We start from the raw sequence: 21,682 nt of genomic DNA on the forward strand, positions 1-21,682 counted from the left end.
TGAATTGGGAGGTTGCAGCCTCCCTTTTTTAATTTTAAGCTCTGCATTATGTCTACTTATCCAAGGGCTCACAAATGACCTTCAATGATGCCATTCTTGCTATAATCATTTTGATCATGCTTGTTTATGCAATTTATGATGAATTCATTCAGCATTTGCTAAAGGGTAAAACCTTATTAAAAATTAATCTAAAAAGAAAACATCGGGCTGATGCTATTATTTTTATTGTTCTAATTTGTATCGTTATTTATACAAATATTGTACGTCATGGTAATTTATTAACCACTTACTTATTATTGATTACTATTTTTATGTCAATCTATTTGGCATTTATAAGAACACCTAAGCTATTCTTCAAACAAACTGGTTTTTATTTTGCTAATGCATTTATTTTGTATGACAGAATAAAAACAATGAATTTATCCGAAGACGGTGTATTAATAATAGGTTTGGAAAAAAAGAAAATTAACATTCAAGTATCACATCTTGATGATTTACAACGAATTTATGATTTCCTCATTAATCATAAGTAAGCGCTTTTTATATTGGCATTAAAAATAGGGTTAATTATCAATTTAATTAACCCTATTTTTACCAATAACCTTGTTGATAATAATTCTCACTAACATTTAATATCCACAATTAATTAAGTGTTGCCTTTAATATAAAATATGGTATCTTTCTTTCCACGTCATTGGGGAGTAGCCTGTTCTGGTTTTATATATAATACCAGAAAGTCCGTATCAACATACTCGTTTGGTTTCAAGCGTGGTGCGGACACCAAAGTTCGGTTGGCAAGACCATAGACACATAAATAAGCCTTTTGGTTGGGGGTAATTTATGTGTATATGGAATCACCCAACCGAGGTTCTATTATGAGTTTCTATGCTACCCTTATCTTAGCCCTTGCCCTGTCAATGGATGCCTTCGCTGTCGCTATTTGTAAAGGTGCAGTACTTCATAAACCCCGCTTTAGAGAAATCCTCCGTACCGGTTTTATTTTTGGTTTTATTGAAGCCATAACCCCCATTATTGGTTGGGGGATCGGGATCTTAGCTAGTCAATATGTTATCCGCTGGGATCACTGGATTGCATTTGGTTTATTGTTTGTTTTAGGTGCTAGAATGATCTGGCAGAGCATTAAAACAAAAGATGAAGAATGCTGTTCTAAACCCACTAGTCATAGCTCAACAAACCTTATTTTTTCTGCGATAGCCACCAGCCTTGATGCAATGGCTATTGGTCTCGGTTTAGCTTTCTTACAAGTAGATATTGTTCATACTGCCATGACTATCGGCTTAATGACGATGATTATGGCAACTATCGGTATGATGATTGGCCGCTATGTTGGCCCATTACTCGGAAAAAAAGCAGAAATTATTGGTGGGTTGGTACTAATAGGTATTGGTTTTAATATTTTATTTGAGCATCTTGAGTTATTTATGTACGCCCATTAGTTTTTGTGCCCCCTTATATGGGGGCAATAACCTTACTCTGCATCAGATTGATAAACACGAATTAAAAAATCAGCCGTATACTCTTTCACTTCAGCTTGTTGCAAATTCTCTTTGACCTGTTCTGATGCACGCCAAGCAAATGGTGTCATCATCAATAATTCATAAGCTTCTTGCCCTGTCAGTGCCATTTTATAATTTAATTGGCAGCTATCTATTAGCGAAAGATTGGGTAAATCTTCGTCTTTGGTTGGATGTAACTTAACCTCATCGTAAATTAACGCTTTTAATTCTTGCAGATGCTCTGCCGCAGGCGTAACGGTAATTAACATACCTTTAGAAACTAATACACGACTTAATTCTTGTGCTTTGCAGGGCGCGTAAATTCGGACAACTCCACCTAAGCTGTTATTTGAGAATGGCAAGCGATGACTTGTACCGACGCAAAAACGAACGGATTTATACCGCTTCGCCGCATAACGAATCGCTGCTTTCGAAACATCTAGGCCTAAAACTGTATATTTTTCAAAATATTTTTCTAGTTCTCGAGAGAAATAGTCTGTGTAATACCCTTCCCCACACCCTATGTCTAACAAACTAGTATTAGATGATGGAATAAACTGAATAATTTTTTCTGCCACCTTTTCACGCATCGGGTGGTAATGCCCTGCATCGAGAAATTGCCTACGCGCTTGCATCATTTCAGCATTATCACCGGGGTCTTTAGATCGTTTATGTTGCACCGGCAACAAATTAACGTAACCTTCTTTCGCACAATCGAATTGGTGGTTTTCTGCGCAGCGATAGCTGTTATGCATCAAGTTTAGCGGTGTAAAGCAAAGGGGGCATTGATAATTCATAAAAGTCACTGATTTAAAAATAAGGGTGAGTATACCATATTCAAATTAGTTTTCTTTCTGTTATATATCTTGCTTTTTAACTGTATTTTTTGTTCTATAAAAGTAATCAAAAAAACATTAGCGATGTGTCTCATGATGAAAATTAGGTTAGCAACAGCCGATGAAGCAGAACATCTTTGGTCTATACGTAACCAAGCCATTCGACATGGATGCACAACGAGTTTTGATGCAAAAACGATCAGTGCCTGGACACCTGATGAAATGCCAGTAAGTTATATATGTATTGTGAAGAATAACCCATTCTTTGTCGCGGTAAATAAGAATGATGACCCCATTGCAACTGGCTATCTTAATTTAGAGGCTGACAGTGTTGAAGCAATATTTACTCTACCACAATACACCGGCTGCGGAGCTGCTGGCTTAATATTAGATGCCATTAAAGCTGAAGCCAAAAAGAGAAACATTAAAAAATTAGTATTAGATTCATCACCGAATGCGGAACGCTTTTATCAGAAACATGGATTTATTTCGATTAAAAATGGTAGCTATTACTCTTCTCTTGCACAAGCCGAGTTAAATTGTGTTCGAATGGAAATTGAATTATAACTTTCAGTATAGCTGGAGTTAAAAGCCACTAACCTATTTAGTGGCTTTATTTCTATTCAAGACTGACTATATTTGTGATCAACAGTACCTGTGACTACAGTTTTATATAACAGTTAAAAATCAGCAAATTCAGGGATAGGCTTACGTCCATGGGACTCTAAAAAGTCCAATACACGGCGAGGGGAAACATTTAAAATTTGCGATTGCGGAAAATCAATTGATTCCAACATTTCAACCACGCGATCAAAACGGCCGAGATACCCCGCAAAATGGGAGTCTGAACCTAATGCTACCCACCCGCCTGCCTCTTTAACTGCCTTAGCAATTTCTAAGCAATTTTTTTGGCTGCCCGCTCTTGAATGCAAAAATGAGGAATTATTCATTTCCAAAGCAACATTACACTCTTTAGCGGCTTGTGCTACTGCTTTGATATCAATAGGGTATTTAGGGTTACCTGGGTGAGTAATTATTTGTACTTTGCCGCTTCGGATCGTGGCAATCATGGACTCTGTATTATCAGCTAAACTTTGAGGCTCAAGAACTGGTTCATGGAAACCCGCTAAAATAATATCTAAATGGCGAGAGATCTTTTCATTGCAGTCTGTCTCACCCAACTTGTTCTTTATATTCGCCTCAATACCGTACAATAAACCGACACCATCCACAATTCTGGGTAAGATAGGCATATTACCAAAATGCCACTCATGTGGAGCATCTTGCATTTCAGGCCCGTGGTCGGTAATTGCAAAGAGTTTGACACCACGACTAGCTGCTTCAGCAAAATATTCATTAACAGTGCTATATGCATGGGTGCTGGCAATGGTATGAGCATGTAAATCAACTTGATACATAAATGATATCCTTCTAATTCTTTTATTTCCCTTCTGAGTCAATCCGCTCAAAAAAGACTCTATCAACCTAACATATCAGCCTAAAAGTTTCGATAGTCATTGAGCTAAACAGCATTTTATCAACATATTGCGATATATTGGATAAAATCCGAAGAGGCTTTTAGGATAAAAAAACCCGCGTTCATTGCGGGTTAAAACATACTGAGTTAAAAATCAGTTTAGTCAACTAAGATACGTTTATTGGTCGCTCCCCATAAGATCGACATTTCAGTAAATAATGCACCACTGATATCTTCAACCTCTTCGGCAGTAATTTCAGCATTGCCTTGTTTACCAAAAAATACAACCTCATCTCCTGGGCTAACGTTTTTTAAATCAGTAACATCAACCATAACCGTATTCATTGATGTTTTTCCTAGAACAGGAACTGTCTGACCATTAATCAATGCATGTCCTGCATTGCTAAATACACGGCGGTAGCCATCCGCATAACCGACAGGAATATTTGCCAATACTGAGTCACGCTTTAAGGTATAGGTTCTGTCATAACCTACCGTATTACCTTTCGGGTAATGATTGACAGAAGCAATACTCGATTTCAGCGTCATTACACGTTTATAATCATTAGTCGCAACGGTATCACCATAGAAAATGCCGCCTACACGTACCATATCCAACCATGATTCTGGTACAGTAATGGTTGCATAAGTATTCGCCACATGTAATGTAATGTCTTCACGTTTTAACCCTGTAACATCCAATACTTGTTGAGACTCTTTTTTGAATTTCGCAAGGTCTTTACGGATCTGAGCTTCATCCTCTTCTGGATAATGAGACATAATGCCCACAATTTTTAATTGTGATAACGCCGCAATCTGTTTTGCTTCATCTAAGCCAGAGACATTACTGACGTCTAGCCCATTACGGGACATACCTGCCGAGTTCAGTGCTAGATGGATAGGGATCACTTTATTTTGCTTTTTCGCAATCGCATTCAAGCGCTGCGCCATTTCTAAATTACCGATTAACTCTTCCGTCTCATATTGTGTTGCTTGAGCCATTTCTTGCTCTGTCGCACTTCTCACTCGCATTAAGCGACCTTTAAAGCCTAAGTCTCTCACAGTTTTAAGCTCTTGATTATTTGTTACCCCAATACATTGCACGTTATTTTCAATCATTATTGGTGTAACTAAAGAAAGGTCATGCCCATATGCATCCCCTTTCAAAACTGCGCACAGAGAAGAGTTATCCCCTAATAGGTTTTGTACTTTTTTGATATTAAAATCCAATGCACCGCGAGATATTTCAATCCATGCGTTATTAACCACCGCAGGTTGGCTTTGTGATGCATAGGTTTCTACTGGTGTTTTTATATTATTTGGTTGCTGGCAAGCTGTCGCAGCAACGAATAAAGGGAGTAATGCCAGATACTTCAAACGAAAAGCCACTTGTCATTCCTTATTTCTAATGATTTTTACCAAAATCATTTTGATGTTTCTGAGTTATATAAAAAAATATATATATCGGTATTCAAATAATACCAACCTTAGCACTTCAAACAAGTAATAATTCATGTTTTATGCATAAAAAACCACTTAAGTATAAACATAGCTCTTACATCATATTGATTTTAATTTTCTAAAAATAAAACATTTGGTTGAAATCACCATAAATTAAATTATTTTTATTATTTAATAAGTTAGCCATAATATTTCACTAATATTTAATTTTGTTACATTTTTTATTTGGCGAATTAAAATGCTTAAATGATAATAACTATCAATTAGGACCGGTTGCTAAATATCACTCAATCCATAAGGCTATATTATGAAGTACAAATTACTCGCACTCATTATTCCAACACTACTTACTACTAATGTTGCTAACTCCGCTGAAATGTACAATAAAGATGGTAATAAGCTTGATGTGTATGGGCAAATCGATGTTCGCCATCATATTGCTAAAAGCCGTAGTGGCGAAGATGGTGATGACTCACGTGTCAGATTGGGGCTAAAAGGTGACACACAAATCACCGACCAACTCATTGGCTTTGGGCGTTTTGAATGGGAAACTAAAACTAACAAATCAGAATCAACTGAAGAAAATAGCAATCGTTTAGCTTATGCAGGCTTAAAATTTGCAGATTACGGCTCCCTTGATTATGGCCGCAATTATGGAGTTATCTATGATACCAATGCTTGGACAGACGTATTACCTCTCTGGGGAGCGGATACGATGGATCAAGAAGATAACTACATGCTAAGCCGTAACCGCAATTTACTCACTTATCGCAATAATAATGCCTTTGGTTACATTGATGGTTTAAGCTTTGCACTACAATATCAGGGTAAAAATGGCGAACAAAACCTATCATCCGGCGATGAATTAACCGATAACGGAGATGGTTTTGGTTTATCTACAGCTTATGAATTAGGTTATGGTATTTCCCTTGGCGGTGGTTATTCCTCATCATCCCGTACACCAAAACAAAAAGATACTACAACTAGCAGTGCGACTGGTAAACGCGCTGAAGCTTGGAACGTCGGGGGAAAATTTGAATACGAAGACCTGTATCTCGCAGTCATGTATGGCCAAACGCTTAATATGAGCCGTTTTGGTAATGATAATATGGAGTCAGTAGCAAATAAAACTCAGAACCTTGAAGTGGTTGCTTTGTATTCTTTTGACTTCGGTTTAACCCCATCAATTGGCTATAACTATTCCAAAGGTAAAAACTTGGGCAGCTTTGGTGATAAAGAACTAGTAAATTATATCGCTGTCGGATCTGCATATGATTTCAATAAAAATCTAAGTGCTGTCATCGACTATAAAATCAATTTATTAAATGATAATGATTTTACCGACCACTACAAAGTGAATACCGATAATGTCCTTGGCTTAGGGTTAGTGTATCAGTTCTAATTTTAGAATTGAGTGAAAAGCAAAAGCGTCTGTAAATTACAGGCGCTTTTTTACGGGTGAGCTTTGACAATAAAAATATCTCTCATCATCTTCATGGCTTATTCCCTCAGAACGGGAAGTTTTGTTGCTTTACCCTCGATAAAACAGTTGCAAGATACAAAAGTATCTAATCCCATACATAGAGGCCCCCTTTTCCTAAATAAATTCCTATAATGGTATACCTATTTTTTCTAACGTCTTTGGTACTAATAAAAAAGGCACCAGTAAGAAACTGAAGGGCTTGCCGGCTCACTAATAGTACGATGTCAGCACAATTTAGCGCAGTCCAAGCGGGTATTGGCATGGCTATTTTGCCGCATTTCACTGCCCAAAAGATGGGACTGAGTTGATTGCAAAGGAACATGAGAGGCTGTTGATGCCATAAGCTCCCTCCACTTTGACACGGGCTGATATCATTATTTAGCCAGCGAATGTTTATAGCGGGATTAAAACAAAGAGCTAATATTTCAATCAATGGGAGGACAGCCAGTATGTTGTTTTTACCTTTAGAATTTGCCAATATAACCGGCTCAAGATTTCAGGCCTACCACACAATCAGCGGCTATATTGGCTTATGTCGATTGGCTCTACTCTAAGGATCCTACTATGGCCCCTTTTCATCAATTAGCAGCGACGAGTCTCGGCGGGCAACTTATCTCTATGAAAGACTACGCTGGTAAGGTTGTTCTCGTCGTTAATACCGCCAGTCATTGTGGTTTTACACCACAATACAACGGCTTAGAATCACTCTACAAGAAATATGCTCCTCAGGGCTTTGTGGTGCTGGGTTTCCCCTGTAATCAGTTTGGCAAACAAGAACCCGGTGGGGCTGAGGAAATCGCGCAGACCTGCTTTATTAACTACGAAGTGAGCTTTCCAATGTTCGAAAAAGTCGACGTTAATGGAAGCTCAGCTCACCCAATATTCCGTTACCTGAAAAACGAGCTACCAGGTCTAATGGGTGGGCGAGTCAAGTGGAACTTTACTAAATTCTTGATCGGGCGTGATGGTAAACCGCTCAAACGCTTCGCTCCATTCACTACCCCTGAAAAAATGGAAGCAATAATCCTTTCGGCACTTCAAATTTAAGTGTTCACTAATTTGCTTAATTAAATCGAATGCTATTAAAGACTAAAAAAACAAAAAAGCCCACTTTTACATGGGCTTAAGTCGTTATTTTGCTAGTCACTGCTAGCTAATTCCTATTGCGGGATTATTCCCACTCAATGGTCGCAGGCGGTTTGCCGCTGATATCATATACAACCCTTGAAATGCCTTCGACCTCATTAATGATGCGGTTTGAAACGCGGCCTAGGAAGTCATAAGGTAAATGTGCCCAATGCGCGGTCATAAAGTCGATGGTTTCAACTGCACGTAATGAAACAACCCAGTCGTATTTACGGCCATCACCCATAACACCGACAGAGCGGACAGGTAAAAATACAGTAAATGCTTGGCTAACTTTATGATATAAATCCGCTTTGTGCAGTTCTTCGATAAAGATAGCGTCTGCGCGGCGTAGTAAGTCACAGTACTCTTTCTTCACTTCACCTAGCACGCGAACCCCTAAGCCTGGGCCTGGGAATGGGTGGCGATATAACATATCGTACGGCAGACCTAACTCTAAACCAATCTTACGCACTTCATCTTTAAACAGCTCTTTTAATGGCTCAACTAAACCAAGCTTCATGTCATCCGGTAGGCCACCTACGTTATGGTGAGACTTGATAACATGCGCTTTGCCAGTTGCTGATGCTGCTGATTCGATAACGTCTGGGTAAATCGTACCTTGAGCTAACCATTTGATATTAGGCAGCTTAGATGACTCTTCATCAAATACTTCGATAAACACATGGCCAATTTTCTTACGTTTAGCTTCTGGATCGCTGATCCCCGCTAATGCATTTAAGAAGCGATCTTCAGCTTTTGCATGGATGATGTTTAGGTCAAATTTACCTGCGAACATTTCCATTACTTGGTCTGCTTCGTTTAAACGCAATAAACCGTTATCAACGAACACACAGGTTAAACGTTTACCAATTGCGCGGTTTAATAGCAATGCCGTAACCGATGAGTCAACACCACCCGATAATGCAAGCAGTACGTGGTCATCACCAATTTGCTCTTTTAAACGCGCTACTGTGTCTTCGATAATTGCAGCTGGTGTCCACAGGGCTTCACATTGGCAAATATCTTTCACAAAACGCGTTAAAATATTTAGGCCTTGGTGAGTGTGAGTCACTTCTGGGTGGAATTGAACACCGTAGAATTTTTTCTCTTCATTTGCCATGATGGCATATGGGCAGCTTGGTGTGCTGGCAATGGTTTTAAAGTCCGCTGGAATTGCAGTCACTTTATCACCATGGCTCATCCAGACATCTAGTACTGGTTTGCCCGCTTCGTTCAGAGAGTCATGAATATCACGGAATAATTCACATTGCTCAGTGATTTCAACATTAGCATAACCGAATTCACGTTCACCAGAGACTTCAACTGCACCACCCAACTGCATTGACATGGTTTGCATGCCATAACAAATACCTAATACAGGAACGCCTGCATTAAATACGTAATCAGGGGCACGTGGGCTATCTGATTCCGTCGTACTTTCTGGTCCACCAGAAAGAATAATACCGTTTGGATTAAATCCTCGAATTTGTTCTTCTGTAACGTCCCACGCCCAGAGTTCACAGTAAACGCCAATTTCACGGATGCGACGAGCGATCAGCTGTGTATATTGCGAGCCGAAATCAAGAATAAGAATGCGATGTTTATGGATATTTGTTGTCATTTGAGGAGAATTCCAAAAATTCAAGTCAAAAATAAGAATCGGTGACGCAAACAAACGCATGCGCCACCCTGAGAAACTTTATCGATTATTGCCCCAAACGGTAGTTTGGAGACTCTTTCGTGATAGTAACATCATGGACGTGGCTTTCTTGGATACCCGCACCACTAATGCGAACAAATTCTGCTTTTGTTCTTAATGCATCAATAGTACCACAGCCGGTCAGCCCCATACAGGAGCGTAAACCACCCATTTGTTGATGAATAATTTCTTTTAAACGGCCTTTATACGCGACACGGCCTTCAATCCCTTCTGGCACTAATTTGTCTGCTGCATTATCCGATTGGAAGTAGCGGTCTGACGAACCTTTAGACATCGCACCAAGTGAGCCCATACCACGGTATGCTTTGTAAGTACGGCCTTGGAATAAAATGGTTTCTCCCGGAGACTCTTCAGTTCCTGCGAACATTGAGCCGACCATCACACAGGCTGCGCCTGCCGCGATAGCTTTAGAAATGTCGCCTGAGAAACGAATACCACCATCCGCAATAACAGGAATACCAGTACCTTCAAGCGCTTCTGCCGCTTCTGCAATCGCTGTGATTTGTGGTACACCAACGCCTGTCACGATACGTGTGGTACAAATAGAACCCGGACCAATACCCACTTTAACTGCGCTAACACCGGCATCTGCTAAGGCTTTAGCCCCTTCAGCTGTTGCAACGTTACCACCAATAATTTGCAAATCAGGGTATTTTTGGCGAGTTTCACGGATACGTTGTAGTACACCTTCGGAATGACCATGTGATGAGTCAATTAATAAAATATCAACGCCAGCGGCCACCAGCGCATCAACACGCTCTTCATTTCCTGCGCCAGCACCAACTGCAGCGCCAACACGTAAACGGCCTTGCTCGTCTTTACACGCGTTTGGTTTACGTTCTGCTTTTTGGAAATCTTTAACGGTGATCATCCCTAACAAATGAAAGTTATCATCGATCACTAAGGCTTTTTCTACACGTTTTTCATGCATTTTTTGCAAAACGACTTCGCGTGCTTCGCCTTCTTTTACGGTCACTAAACGCTCTTTTGGCGTCATCACTGCGGTAACAGGTTGGTCTAAATCTGTCACGAAACGGACGTCACGGCCTGTAATGATACCGACTAGTGAATTGTCTTTAGCAACAACAGGATAACCCGCGAACCCATTACGCTCAGCCATTTCTTGCACTTCACGAATGGTCGTATCTGGCGTTACGGTGACAGGATCAGTAACCACACCACTTTCATGCTTTTTCACGCGGCGAACTTCTTCCGCTTGGCGCTCAATAGTCATGTTTTTATGGATGAAGCCAATGCCACCTTCTTGTGCTAATGCGATAGCAAGGTCAGATTCAGTGACAGTATCCATGGCTGCAGAAAGCATAGGAATGTTCAGGCGGATGTTTGCAGTCAGTTGAGTTGATAAATCTGCAGTATTTGGTAATACCGTTGAGTGTGCAGGAACGAGTAAAACGTCGTCGAAAGTTAGTGCTTCTTTTTTAATGCGTAACATAGGCAATATCCCACCAGGCAGCGTTATGGAAAGGTATAAAATATTGCCGCGGCATTATACACACCGAAAACGGTTGCTTCCAGCGTTTTTTTGAAAAAAAACTTGATAACTCTTATGGCTAGGTTAGTATCTAACGATTAAGTCATTGTTTTAAAATTTGATCTGGCTCACATGTCGACATCACAAAATAGCGCAATTTACTCTGTTAGCAAGCTTAACCAGACGGTTCGAGAACTTCTTGATAACCAAATGGGTCGTATTTGGTTAACCGCAGAAATTTCTAATTTTTCGCAGCCCAGCTCCGGTCATTGGTATCTAACCTTAAAAGATGATCGGGCTCAGGTTCGTGCAGCAATGTTCCGTGGGCAAAATGCGCGTGTCACTTTCCGCCCCCAGAATGGTCAACAGGTGTTAGTCAGAGCGACAGTCACCTTGTATGAGCCACGAGGCGACTATCAATTAATCCTTGAAAGCATGCAGCCCGCCGGTGAAGGGTTACTGCAACAGCGTTTTGAGCTATTAAAGCAAACGCTAAGCGCACAAGGCTTATTTGATATTATTCATAAAAAACCGCTCCCTAGCCCTGCTAAGTCTGTCGGTATCATTACCTCGGCAACAGGTGCAGCCCTACATGATATTTTAAATATTTTACGTCGTCGTGACCCTTCCCTGCCTATCATCATCTACCCAACGGCCGTTCAAGGTGAGATGGCGCCAGCACAAATTGCTCGAATGATTGAGCTAGCAAACTTACGTCAAGAATGCGATGTGTTGATCGTCGGTCGCGGAGGCGGTTCACTTGAGGATTTATGGGCATTTAATGAAGAAATCGTTGCTAGAGCTATTTTTACGAGCCAACTACCTATAATCAGCGCTGTTGGCCATGAAACCGATGTGACAATTGCCGACTATGTGGCGGACGTAAGAGCGCCAACCCCGTCAGCCGCCGCTGAGCTTGTTAGCCGTAATCAATTGGAAATGCTCCGCCAGCTAAAATCAGCACAGCAACACCTTGAAATGGCGATGGATTATTACGTGGCAGGTCAACAACAAAGATTCGCACGCTTGCATCACCGCCTACAGCAGCAGCACCCGCAATTGCGGTTGGCAAGGCAACATAACCAGCTCAATTTATTGCAGCAAAAGCTGGCGCAGTCGATGACGCGGCAACTACAAAGTTCAACGGCTAAATTCGAGAAAGTTAATCGTCGTTTACTGCAAAATGATTTGCGCCCACATCTGCAAAAACAACAACGCCAGCTGCAACAGACGCAATATCATTTGCAAAATATGGTTACCCATTTGGTCAATAGCTATCGCCAGCGATTCGCAGTGGCTTGTTCGAAAATGGAAGCGGTTAGCCCATTAGCCACCCTAGCTCGCGGGTTTAGTATCAGTGAAACCGCTAAAGGCACTGTGTTGAAAAAAACCAGCCAAGTGAAAGTCGGCCAACCGTTGAAAACACGCCTTAATGATGGCTGGGTTGAAAGCCAAGTCACCCACATTGAGAAGGTTAAAGTCAAAAGAGTATCGAAATAATTATTTTATCCACTTATCTCGATAAAAATAACGAGATAAGTGGTGTTAAATTTATATGTTGATTAGAAACGCACCTGCCCACCTATCATATAGGTACGCCCTCTACCCGTTTCGTTATTTCGCCCTCGTTCTTCCATAATTGCACCCGAATTTGCGCGATTTAATGCATCGGTATAGTTTTTATTTGTCACATTGTTAATGGTCATCATCAACTTAACGTTTTTATTAATTTCATAATCTGCATATACATCAATAATGGTTGGCTGTTTTTCGTATTTTTCCGTCATAGCGTCACCATTTTGGTCGGCATCAAGAACTGGGCTAATTCGCTTAGACGGCCCTGTCCACGTTATCGTTGACCCCAGTGTCAGCTTTTCATCCAGCAAACGCACACCTGAATCTAATGTTAGGTAATAGTCGGGTAATTGCGTAAAGTCCCCAGCACTAAATGCAGAGGTACTATTAATAGAAACTGGTTGTTTTCCTGACTCTTTGGTATAGGAAATCATTGAGTAAAATACACCTGCATCATAGTTGGCTTGCAGTTCATACCCACGTAGATTCACATCTCGGTGGTCATTCACATACATTTCTGCTCGCTGAGACATGGGTGGATTCTCTTTATCCCATACATCATCATTGACTAAACACCAATCAAATTCATCCCGTGGATTGGAACGACAAAGAATGAAAGCTTTACTCGTGATGTAGTCTTTAACCTGAGTATGAAACCACAATGCTTTCAGGTTAAATTGGTCCCCCTCCACCACTAAATCAGGTTTTAAGCTATTAAAGCCAACCTGCCAAGTTTTCGATTTTTCCCCCTTAAGAAATGGATTCATAGTCTGGCCACCATTTGAGGAGAAAAAAGCTTCTTGTGAATTTGGTGCTCGCATTGAATGAGCATAGCTAACAAAGGGTTGGAATTCAGGAATGAGTTGTGTGGATAATAATATTCCAGGGTTAATTCCGCTATCTTTAATATTCAGATTACTGGCTTCTTGAGGAAAACATTTCTCTGTTGCATCACACTCAGGTTTATAGCCTTTCACACTATAATTGAGGTAATTAAGGTCAAATATCGCTGTGTAGATATCGTATTTCGCTTCAAACTGAGTATATACACTGGCAATATCTTGTGTTCCGCTTGGTGCAAATGGATTATTTTTCTGGGTGTTTGGGTCTTCAACAGATTGAGCTTCCTTACTGTACTTGGTTTTCATTAATTTCGAACCAACTTGCCATTTATAATCCACGTCGCCATAAGAAAAATGGCTAGTATTGGATAAATTTATACTATCTGATTTATTTTTAGATATGGCATCTCTGTACGCGCCACCAACGGGATCACCTTAGAGTTTCTGCTGATTATTTCCATGACTTGCCAATATTTCCACATCAATTAATTCATTTAATGGGGTGTATTTATATTTAAGGTAATAGTCATCACTATTAATCTTTCTGCTAGTTAATTTATTTTGTAAGAAACGGCCACTAAATTCTAATTCATGACTGTCATTAGGTTTATATTTCAGTTTGGCTAATTGGGATTGTGGTTTTTGTTTAAATGATGGGTCTGTGGCAAATTCATCACTATCAAACCCATCACCATTCTTATAACTACCAGGAATATTATGGCCGCTAACCGCAATTAAACCGCCAAAATAGCCATCATCTTGTAATAATGTCTTTCCTGCAACTGCAACCATGCCATTATAACCGAGACCATTATCTCCCCAACTGGCCTTACTACGTAGGCCATATAAGTTGTTATTGAAAATGACATCATCAATACCGATAGTGCGGAAATTTGCACTCCCCGCTAAGGCGTTGACACTATTACTGCCATTTAGCTGTCCTTTTTCTACTTCTACCGACACTATAAAGTTAGGATCTATTAATGAGCCAAAATCATTACTTGGCTGCATCCCGTGTGTGTACTTACTTGGGGAATTACCATAATAACTTTGAGTGATACCATCAACCATCATATTCACGCGACCAAAACCACTTAACCCGCGAATATTCACGTTAACCGTTCCTTGGCTAGCATCCATTTGCGTATAAGTCCCTGGCATGGTGCGGATTATTTTATCCATCGACTGCAATTTATTTTCTGTACCCACCGCACTGTAAGCACCCGGTTTTTCCAATGCCTTGACTAATGGTGTTTGTTTTTGTGCACCTGAAACTTTTAATTGGCTAAAATTAACCACACCCTCTTTCTGCTTATTTTGCTGCTGTGTATTTTCAGCCAAAGCAATCCCTTGATAGCCAGTGGCAATAAAGCCAGCTACCATAATTATTGTTTTATTATTCATTAAACCATTCCTGTAAACGTACTGTGTGTCATACGCTCACACTGCTAACACAGGGCAAATAAAGCCTGTGAAAAGGCTCAGCAACAATGTCATTAATATTGTTGCTGGCCTGAAATAACCTCAATTTTATAGGCTAATTATTATTTTAAATAAGGAAAATATTTATCTTTATTTTCAAGCATAAGAATAAAACTATATTCTTGAGCAATATCATCTAACGCATTAAAGCGGCCCGATTTACCACCATGCCCTGCATTCATATTCGTTTCTAATAATAATAATGAATTGCCTTGTTTAATATCTCGCAATTTAGCCACCCATTTTGCAGGTTCCCAATATTGAACTTGTGAGTCATGTAGCCCTGTCGTCACTAATATGTGCGGATAATGCTGTGCTTTGATATTGTCATAAGGGCTATACGCTTTAATTCGCCAGTAGTCCTCTTCATTCTCAGGGTTACCCCACTCATCATACTCCCCAGTGGTCAATGGGATTGACGGGTCTAACATTGTGGTCACCACATCAACAAATGGAACAGCGGAAACAACACCCTCGTATAAATCAGGTGCCATGTTCACTACAGCGCCCATTAATAGCCCACCAGCACTTCCGCCCATGGCATACACATGGCCTGCTTTACCATAACCTTCTGATAATAACCCTTTGGTTGCATCAATAAAGTCAGTAAAAGTATTCATCTTGTGGATTGTTTTACCTTGTATGTACCAATTTTTACCTAAGTCACCACCACCACGAATATGAGCAATCGCGTAAACAAAGCCACGATCCAGTAAAGACAAACGAGATGAGCTAAATGAAGGGTCAATACCATATCCATAAGCGCCATAACCATAGACTAACAATGGGTTTTGGCCATGTTTGAAAAGATCTTTACGATAAACCAAGGAAACCGGAACTTTTACCCCATCTTGTGCGGTGACCCAAATACGCTCACTTTGGTAGTTTTGCTTATTAAAATCTTTAACTTCTTCTTGTTTTAAAAGCTGTTTTTCTTGAGTCAGCATATTAATTTCATATACTGAAGACGGTGTGGTCATTGATGAATAGCCGTAGCGTAATATGTCTGTATCAGGCTCAGGGTTATTACTAATCCATGCCATATACGTTGGGTCATCAAAGCTTACTTGATTTTCTTTATGCGTTAACCAGCTGATTTGGCGAATATTTACTAAGCCATTTTGGCGCTCTTCTATCACTAGCCAATTATTAAATAAAGCAAAACCTTCAAGGTCAACCCCATCACGTGGTGCTATAAAACTTGCCCACGGAGCTGAAATATTGTCTGCAATATATAAACCAAATAATGGGTGCTGGTGATTAGAACGAATATAGAATTTACCGTTGAAATGATCAGGATAGTACTCAACACCTGTTTGACGAGGTTTCAAGATTTTAGCGTCATTTTGTGGCTGATTTGCATCAATTAACCGGTATTCAGAGGTTTCAGTACTCGTGATACCAATTAAAATAAAATCTTTTGAAGTTGATTTCGATAAACTAACGTAAAAAGTATCATCCTTTTCTTCGTACACCAGTTTGTCTTGAGTTTGCTGTGTGCCATATTGGTGCCTAACGACTTGATAAGGAAGCAATGTTTGCTTGTCCTTATTCACATAGAATAGCGTTTGGTTGTCATTGGCCCAAACAATATTACCTGATGTATTGGTTAACACATTTTCTTGCCACTCGCTCTCATCAATTTTGCGAAATGACACGACAAATTCATTACGCCCTTGGCGATCTTCAGCGATGGCAAGCGTGGTATTATCTGGCGAAATCGCTAATGCGCCCATACGATAATATTCAGTGCCTTCTGCACGTTCATTACCATCAACTAATACAGCCCATTCACCCTGGCTATTTACCGGGCGCCTTTCATATATAGAGTAGTTTTTACCTGCAACCACTCGTGAGCGGTAAGTATAACCATTATAATTATAAGGAACTGATTCATCATCCTGCTTCATACGCGAAAATAGTTCATCGTAAATTTCTTTTTTTAACGGCTCACCTTTTTCAAGTTGTTGCTGCGTATAATTATTTTCTTGCGTTAAATATTCGATAACTTCGGGAGACTCACGCTGGTCATCTCTTAACCAGTAATAGTTGTCAACACGGACATCTCCGTGAGTGGTAATGGTATGAGGTTGCTTTTGGGCTATTGGTGCTGACATTCTTTCCTCCGCAGCACTAGTGGCTGCATATAAACCAAGTAATGTAATAAGACAAAACTCAGTGAGTTTATTACGCATAATTAATCCAATCTATTTTTCATTAAGAGTAAAATCAATAGGGATCCTGACTGTTACCCGCCCATTAATTAAAATTTCGGCTGGTGGTTCAGGTAACGGTGCCGCCCTTGAGAGCACCTGCAACGCTTCTCTGTCCAAAGATCGCGTTCCAGATGAACTCACCAAGTCGCTACCAAGTAAAAAACCTTGTGGGTCAACCGTGAATGTCACGGTTGATTGACCAACTCGCCCTCGCCTTACGGCATCTTCAGGGAACCGCTTGTATTTATTTAGTTTTCCCAATACTTGAGCTTCCCACAGCCTTTTCGCGTTCTCTATCGATTGTGACTGGCTATTAAATTCTGCCGCAATTTTCTGCGTCTGTAATGGTGCTGCTGCATCACTGGTGACAGGAGCATCATTGGCTTTTGAATCAGTCGCTTGTTTTTGTTCAACCACCTGCTTTTCATGTTTTTGTTTTTTGACTTCAACTGTTCGCTGTTTACTCACCGCCTTAGCCACTTGCACTTCTGCCTGCTCATTGACTGCTAGGGGTGGGATAATTTTATCTTCAGACGGTACCTCATGAACTTGACTCGCCACAGACAACTCTTGTAACTGACCAATGTTAGCTTCTGTCAATTGCACCGCTTGCGACTCAATCGAAATTTCCATGACCACGGATGGCGGTGGCAATAACTCTTCCCATTGTTGATTGTGAGTTACCCATAAATACACGCCAACAACCACAACATGAAGAGCGATTGCCAATGCGAGCCAACCACTCATCTTTGTCGTTCGCTTTAAATACTCATTTTCAAATGTTGTTATACTCATTTTTATCTTTCATACTTACGTATTCTCACATAAACGCAAATGATAATTAATAACAAATGAAAATGGAAATCATTTCTTAATGAAAATAAAGATTACTTCACAAAATTAACTTTTTTGAAATCATTAGGTTGCTATTATTTAGTCATCATTTAGGTGTGTACCACACAAAATCCGCATGTAAGTGGTCTATTTCTTCCCCTCTTTCCGAAATAATTAACACTTTCATTGGTTCATCAGGGGCGAGATCTTGCACATGCAAGGGGACACCAATAGCTCTTGTTGCATGGTAGCCACCTGCGAACAGAAGCGCTGGTGTAGGCGCATTTAATAACGACTCTGCCATACGACGGTCACGCAGCTGCTGTACGAACGTCATTTTTATAACTTGTTCCGCTGTAAGCTCCCCACCATGAGAACTTTCAATCGTTTTGCTGATAAGTTCTTGAACAATAGGCTGAGTAGAATACTGCCCCACTATCGATGACGGGTTAGCATAGGCGGCAAGCACCTCTTCTTTGTCTAAATTTGCAGACAGTAGTGGATAAGGTGAGCTCAGCAAATGGCGGATTAAAGACCCATATTGTTCCCAAGGCCAGCCGCTATTCCAATTTAAGGCAGACTGTAACTTTTCGTCACGAATATAGGGGTTACTTTGCATCTGTGCCTGTACACGGCTCACGCCCTTTTGCTGTGAAGGTGTCAGCATTTCGAGTAGAACCGCGCCTTGAGGACGTATTTTTGGCATTTCTTGTACAAGCCACTGCTCAATTTGGTGGTGATAGTGGTTATCATGCTTTTCTCCCACGATCACACGTGGAGATTGAGCAAGCTGCTCAATTAATTGTTGAGGAGTTAAAGACTTACCTGTTGCTAAGTCAATAATTTGGTTACTAACTGTTAGTTGATTATCTAATTGTACGGTTGTCGGTTCAACTTTTTGTGTACAACCAATAAGAAAGAATAACCCAACCATCAAAGTGGCTATTCGAGAGGTCAATCTAATTGAAATCATTATGCTTTCCGTCTTGTGTAGTCAAACCCACAAGATACAGATAATGAGAATCATTTTCAATAAAAAAGGCCACTATGAAACCATAGAAGCCTTTAAAAGGGATTAACTAATATTAACCGTTAGAGAGGATTTGTTTGAGCCTCAACAACCGCTAAAGCAACCATATTCACGATACGGCGTACCGACGCAATTGGTGTCAAAATATGCACAGGTTTCGCAACCCCCATCAACACCGGCCCGACAGTCACACCATCAGAGCTAGTCACACGCAGTAAGTTATAACTAATACGTGCCGCTTCCATATTTGGCATTATTAATAAATTTGCTGAACCTTTTAATGGGCTATCTGGCATCACATCTTTACGGATAGACTCAATTAATGCGGCATCCGCATGCATTTCGCCGTCAATTTCAAGATGTGGGTCACGTGCTTTGATCATCGATAACGTATCACGCATTTTTTGTGCTGATGAGCAATTTGAAGAGCCAAAGCTAGAACGCGATAACAACGCGACTTTCGGTTCAATACCAAAGCGTCTTACCGTATCCGCTGCCATTAACGTGATTTCAGTTAGCTCTTCCGGTGAAGGGTCTTCATTGACATAAGTGTCTGCAATGAATGTATTCCCCGTTGGCAGTAATAATGCGTTCATTGCACCAGCGGTGTGAACACCTTCGCGGAAACCAAACAGTTCTTTAACCACTTCGTAGTGTTCGCCATAACTTCCGACAGTACCACAAATCATCCCGTCAGCTTCACCACGTAACACCATGATCCCACCAATTAAGGTTGGGTTATTAATCACTGCACGGCGTGCCATTTCTTGGGAAACACCACGACGTTTCATGATTTGGTAATATTCTTGCCAATACTCTTTATAACGCGGGTCATTTTCATTATTGACCACTTCAAAATCTTTACCTAACTCAATATGTAGGCCAAGTTTTTGAATACGCATTTCAATCACACTTGGACGCCCAACTAAGACTGGGAAAGCTAAACCTAAAGAAACCAGCTCTTGAGTGGCATGTAATACACGTTCTTCTTCCCCTTCGGCTAAAACAATGCGTTTTTTCGCAGTCTTCGCTTGGGAGAAAATAGGCTTCATAAATAAGTTTGTTTTATAAACAAATTGGTTCAATTTTTCGATATAAGCATCGAAATCTTCAATTGGACGTGTTGCTACCCCTGAGTCCATTGCCGCTTTTGCCACAGCCGGTGCAATTTTAACAATCAAACGTGGGTCAAATGGTTTCGGAATAATATACTCAGGACCAAAGAATAGATCTTGATTGCCATACGCTGAAGCCACTTCTTCGCTTTGTTCTGCCAATGCCAAATCTGCAATGGCGTACACACAAGCCAGTTTCATCTCTTCATTTATCGTTGTTGCACCGACATCTAACGCACCACGGAAAATGAATGGGAAACATAACACGTTATTAACCTGATTTGGGTAATCAGAGCGACCGGTACAAATGATGGCATCAGGGCGAACTTCTTTCGCTAACGGTGGCAATATTTCAGGTTCAGGGTTAGCCAATGCTAAGATCAGTGGATCTTTTGCCATGGTTTTCACCATTTCTGGCGTTAAAAGGCGAGGACCTGAACAACCTAAGAAAATATCTGCATTAGGAATAGCATCCGCTAAAGTACGTTGACCGTTATCTTCAATTGCATACGCGGCTTTAGTCACATCCATGCGCTCGTCACGGCCTTTATAAATCACCCCTTTAGAATCACAGACGGTGATATGTTCGCGTTTCAACCCTAATGCGACTAATAGATTCATACAAGCGATTGATGCTGCCCCTGCGCCAGAAACGACTAGGCGAACATCACCAATCTCTTTTTTAACAATCCGTAACCCATTAATGACAGCGGCAGTACAGATGATCGCCGTTCCGTGTTGGTCATCATGGAATACAGGGATTTTCATCCGCTCACGGAGTTTTTGTTCAATATAAAAGCATTCTGGTGCTTTGATATCTTCTAAGTTAATACCGCCAAAAGTCGGCTCAAGGGATGCTATGATATCCACGAGCTTGTCTGGATCGGTTTCATCAACTTCAATATCAAAGACATCAACACCAGAAAACTTTTTAAATAGTACACCTTTCCCTTCCATGACGGGCTTACCAGCCAAAGCACCGATATTACCTAACCCAAGAACAGCAGTACCATTAGACACCACCCCGACAAGGTTACCTTTAGCCGTGTAACGATAAGCTTTAAGTGGGTCATCTGCAATTTCAAGACATGGCACTGCAACACCTGGTGAGTATGCTAATGCGAGATCTCTCTGGGTTGTTAGGGGTTTAGTTGGGGTAACCGTAATTTTCCCAGGATGTGGAAACTCATGAAAATCAAGAGCACTTTGTTTTAATTTATCATCCATCGTCAAGTCCTTTCAAAATAAGTAAGGTAAGAGCGATAACAGTATAAACACATCTCACTAGCAAATCATGATCATACCTGCAATTTCCAGAAAAATCTTTCAGTTACAGCCTTTCAGTGACAATAGAGTTAGGCCACTATTAGAGTAAAACGTAATCGCTTTGATTATATCGCAACACCGTTTTAATTATTAAAAATAAAACTAAAATAATTTATAGTTAATTTCATGATGGTAATATATATAAATA

15 protein-coding genes, 1 pseudogene and 1 riboswitch are annotated in these 21,682 nt (G+C 40.5%); of the genes and pseudogenes, 6 read left to right on the forward strand and 10 right to left on the reverse strand.

Annotation, left to right across the window (positions count from 1 at the left end):
• The first annotated feature begins 74 nt into the window (after nt 1-74).
• A complete protein-coding gene (locus PSF67_RS09480) occupies nt 75-533 on the forward strand; it encodes a DUF986 family protein (RefSeq protein WP_272676822.1) in 459 nt (152 codons plus the stop codon).
• 151 nt (nt 534-684) lie between these two features.
• Nucleotides 685-829, forward strand: a riboswitch (yybP-ykoY riboswitch).
• A 46-nt stretch (nt 830-875) separates the two neighbouring features.
• Nucleotides 876-1,457 (forward strand): manganese efflux pump MntP, encoded by a 582-nt coding sequence (mntP, locus tag PSF67_RS09485; protein ID WP_102138692.1) that lies wholly within the window; start codon nt 876-878, stop codon nt 1,455-1,457.
• 32 nt (nt 1,458-1,489) lie between these two features.
• Here mntP and rlmA read toward each other — a convergent pair whose 3' ends face one another.
• Entirely contained in the window at nt 1,490-2,314 is an 825-nt protein-coding gene (gene rlmA / locus PSF67_RS09490; protein ID WP_102138693.1) for a 23S rRNA (guanine(745)-N(1))-methyltransferase, read from the reverse strand.
• Nucleotides 2,315-2,449: 135 nt separating this feature from the next.
• Between rlmA and PSF67_RS09495 the strand changes: the two genes are divergently transcribed.
• Nucleotides 2,450-2,920: a GNAT family N-acetyltransferase gene (locus PSF67_RS09495; RefSeq protein WP_181490157.1), complete on the forward strand. Its 471-nt coding sequence runs from the start codon at nt 2,450-2,452 to the stop codon at nt 2,918-2,920.
• A gap of 113 nt (nt 2,921-3,033) precedes the next feature.
• Here PSF67_RS09495 and PSF67_RS09500 read toward each other — a convergent pair whose 3' ends face one another.
• Nucleotides 3,034-3,771: a phosphatase gene (locus PSF67_RS09500; protein ID WP_272676823.1), complete on the reverse strand. Its 738-nt coding sequence runs from the start codon at nt 3,769-3,771 to the stop codon at nt 3,034-3,036.
• 218 nt (nt 3,772-3,989) lie between these two features.
• Nucleotides 3,990-5,219, reverse strand: a complete 1,230-nt coding sequence (gene alr, locus PSF67_RS09505; protein WP_195697174.1) for an alanine racemase — start codon at nt 5,217-5,219, stop codon at nt 3,990-3,992.
• Between the two features lie 379 nt (nt 5,220-5,598).
• On the opposite strand from alr, the gene PSF67_RS09510 reads away from it, so the two are divergent.
• Together PSF67_RS09510 and PSF67_RS09515 are read left to right on the forward strand one after the other, a co-directional pair.
• Complete coding sequence (locus PSF67_RS09510) at nt 5,599-6,693, forward strand: porin (RefSeq protein WP_272530359.1); 1,095 nt, start codon at nt 5,599-5,601, stop codon at nt 6,691-6,693.
• Nucleotides 6,694-7,338: 645 nt separating this feature from the next.
• Nucleotides 7,339-7,821: a glutathione peroxidase gene (locus PSF67_RS09515; RefSeq protein WP_206276000.1), complete on the forward strand. Its 483-nt coding sequence runs from the start codon at nt 7,339-7,341 to the stop codon at nt 7,819-7,821.
• Nucleotides 7,822-7,945: 124 nt separating this feature from the next.
• On the opposite strand, the gene guaA is transcribed toward PSF67_RS09515, so the two are convergent.
• Nucleotides 7,946-9,523 carry a glutamine-hydrolyzing GMP synthase gene (gene guaA, locus PSF67_RS09520; RefSeq protein ID WP_166264823.1) on the reverse strand — a complete coding sequence of 526 codons (1,578 nt, stop codon included), beginning with the start codon at nt 9,521-9,523 and terminating at the stop codon, nt 7,946-7,948.
• 85 nt (nt 9,524-9,608) lie between these two features.
• The gene (guaB, locus tag PSF67_RS09525) at nt 9,609-11,075 is read right to left on the reverse strand and encodes an IMP dehydrogenase (protein ID WP_272676824.1); all 1,467 of its coding nucleotides are present in this window, start codon (nt 11,073-11,075) and stop codon (nt 9,609-9,611) included.
• A 171-nt stretch (nt 11,076-11,246) separates the two neighbouring features.
• On the opposite strand from guaB, the gene xseA reads away from it, so the two are divergent.
• On the forward strand, nt 11,247-12,614 hold the full coding sequence (gene xseA, locus PSF67_RS09530) for an exodeoxyribonuclease VII large subunit (RefSeq protein WP_210844593.1): 1,368 nt from the start codon (nt 11,247-11,249) through the stop codon (nt 12,612-12,614).
• 62 nt (nt 12,615-12,676) lie between these two features.
• Here the strand turns inward: xseA and PSF67_RS09535 are convergent.
• The 5 genes and pseudogenes from PSF67_RS09535 to maeB form a co-directional block, all read right to left on the reverse strand.
• A pseudogene (locus tag PSF67_RS09535) lies at nt 12,677-14,935 on the reverse strand (TonB-dependent receptor domain-containing protein).
• Between the two features lie 140 nt (nt 14,936-15,075).
• On the reverse strand, nt 15,076-17,208 hold the full coding sequence (locus tag PSF67_RS09540; RefSeq protein WP_272530363.1) for a S9 family peptidase: 2,133 nt from the start codon (nt 17,206-17,208) through the stop codon (nt 15,076-15,078).
• Between the two features lie 12 nt (nt 17,209-17,220).
• Entirely contained in the window at nt 17,221-18,024 is an 804-nt protein-coding gene (locus PSF67_RS09545; RefSeq protein WP_210848027.1) for an energy transducer TonB family protein, read from the reverse strand.
• A 145-nt stretch (nt 18,025-18,169) separates the two neighbouring features.
• Entirely contained in the window at nt 18,170-19,036 is an 867-nt protein-coding gene (locus PSF67_RS09550; protein WP_272676825.1) for a ChaN family lipoprotein, read from the reverse strand.
• A gap of 119 nt (nt 19,037-19,155) precedes the next feature.
• On the reverse strand, nt 19,156-21,435 hold the full coding sequence (maeB, locus tag PSF67_RS09555) for an NADP-dependent oxaloacetate-decarboxylating malate dehydrogenase (RefSeq protein ID WP_272676826.1): 2,280 nt from the start codon (nt 21,433-21,435) through the stop codon (nt 19,156-19,158).
• Nucleotides 21,436-21,682: the final 247 nt, after the last annotated feature.

The organism is Providencia sp. PROV076, from assembly GCF_028483405.1.
Lineage (GTDB): Bacteria > Pseudomonadota > Gammaproteobacteria > Enterobacterales > Enterobacteriaceae > Providencia > Providencia huaxiensis.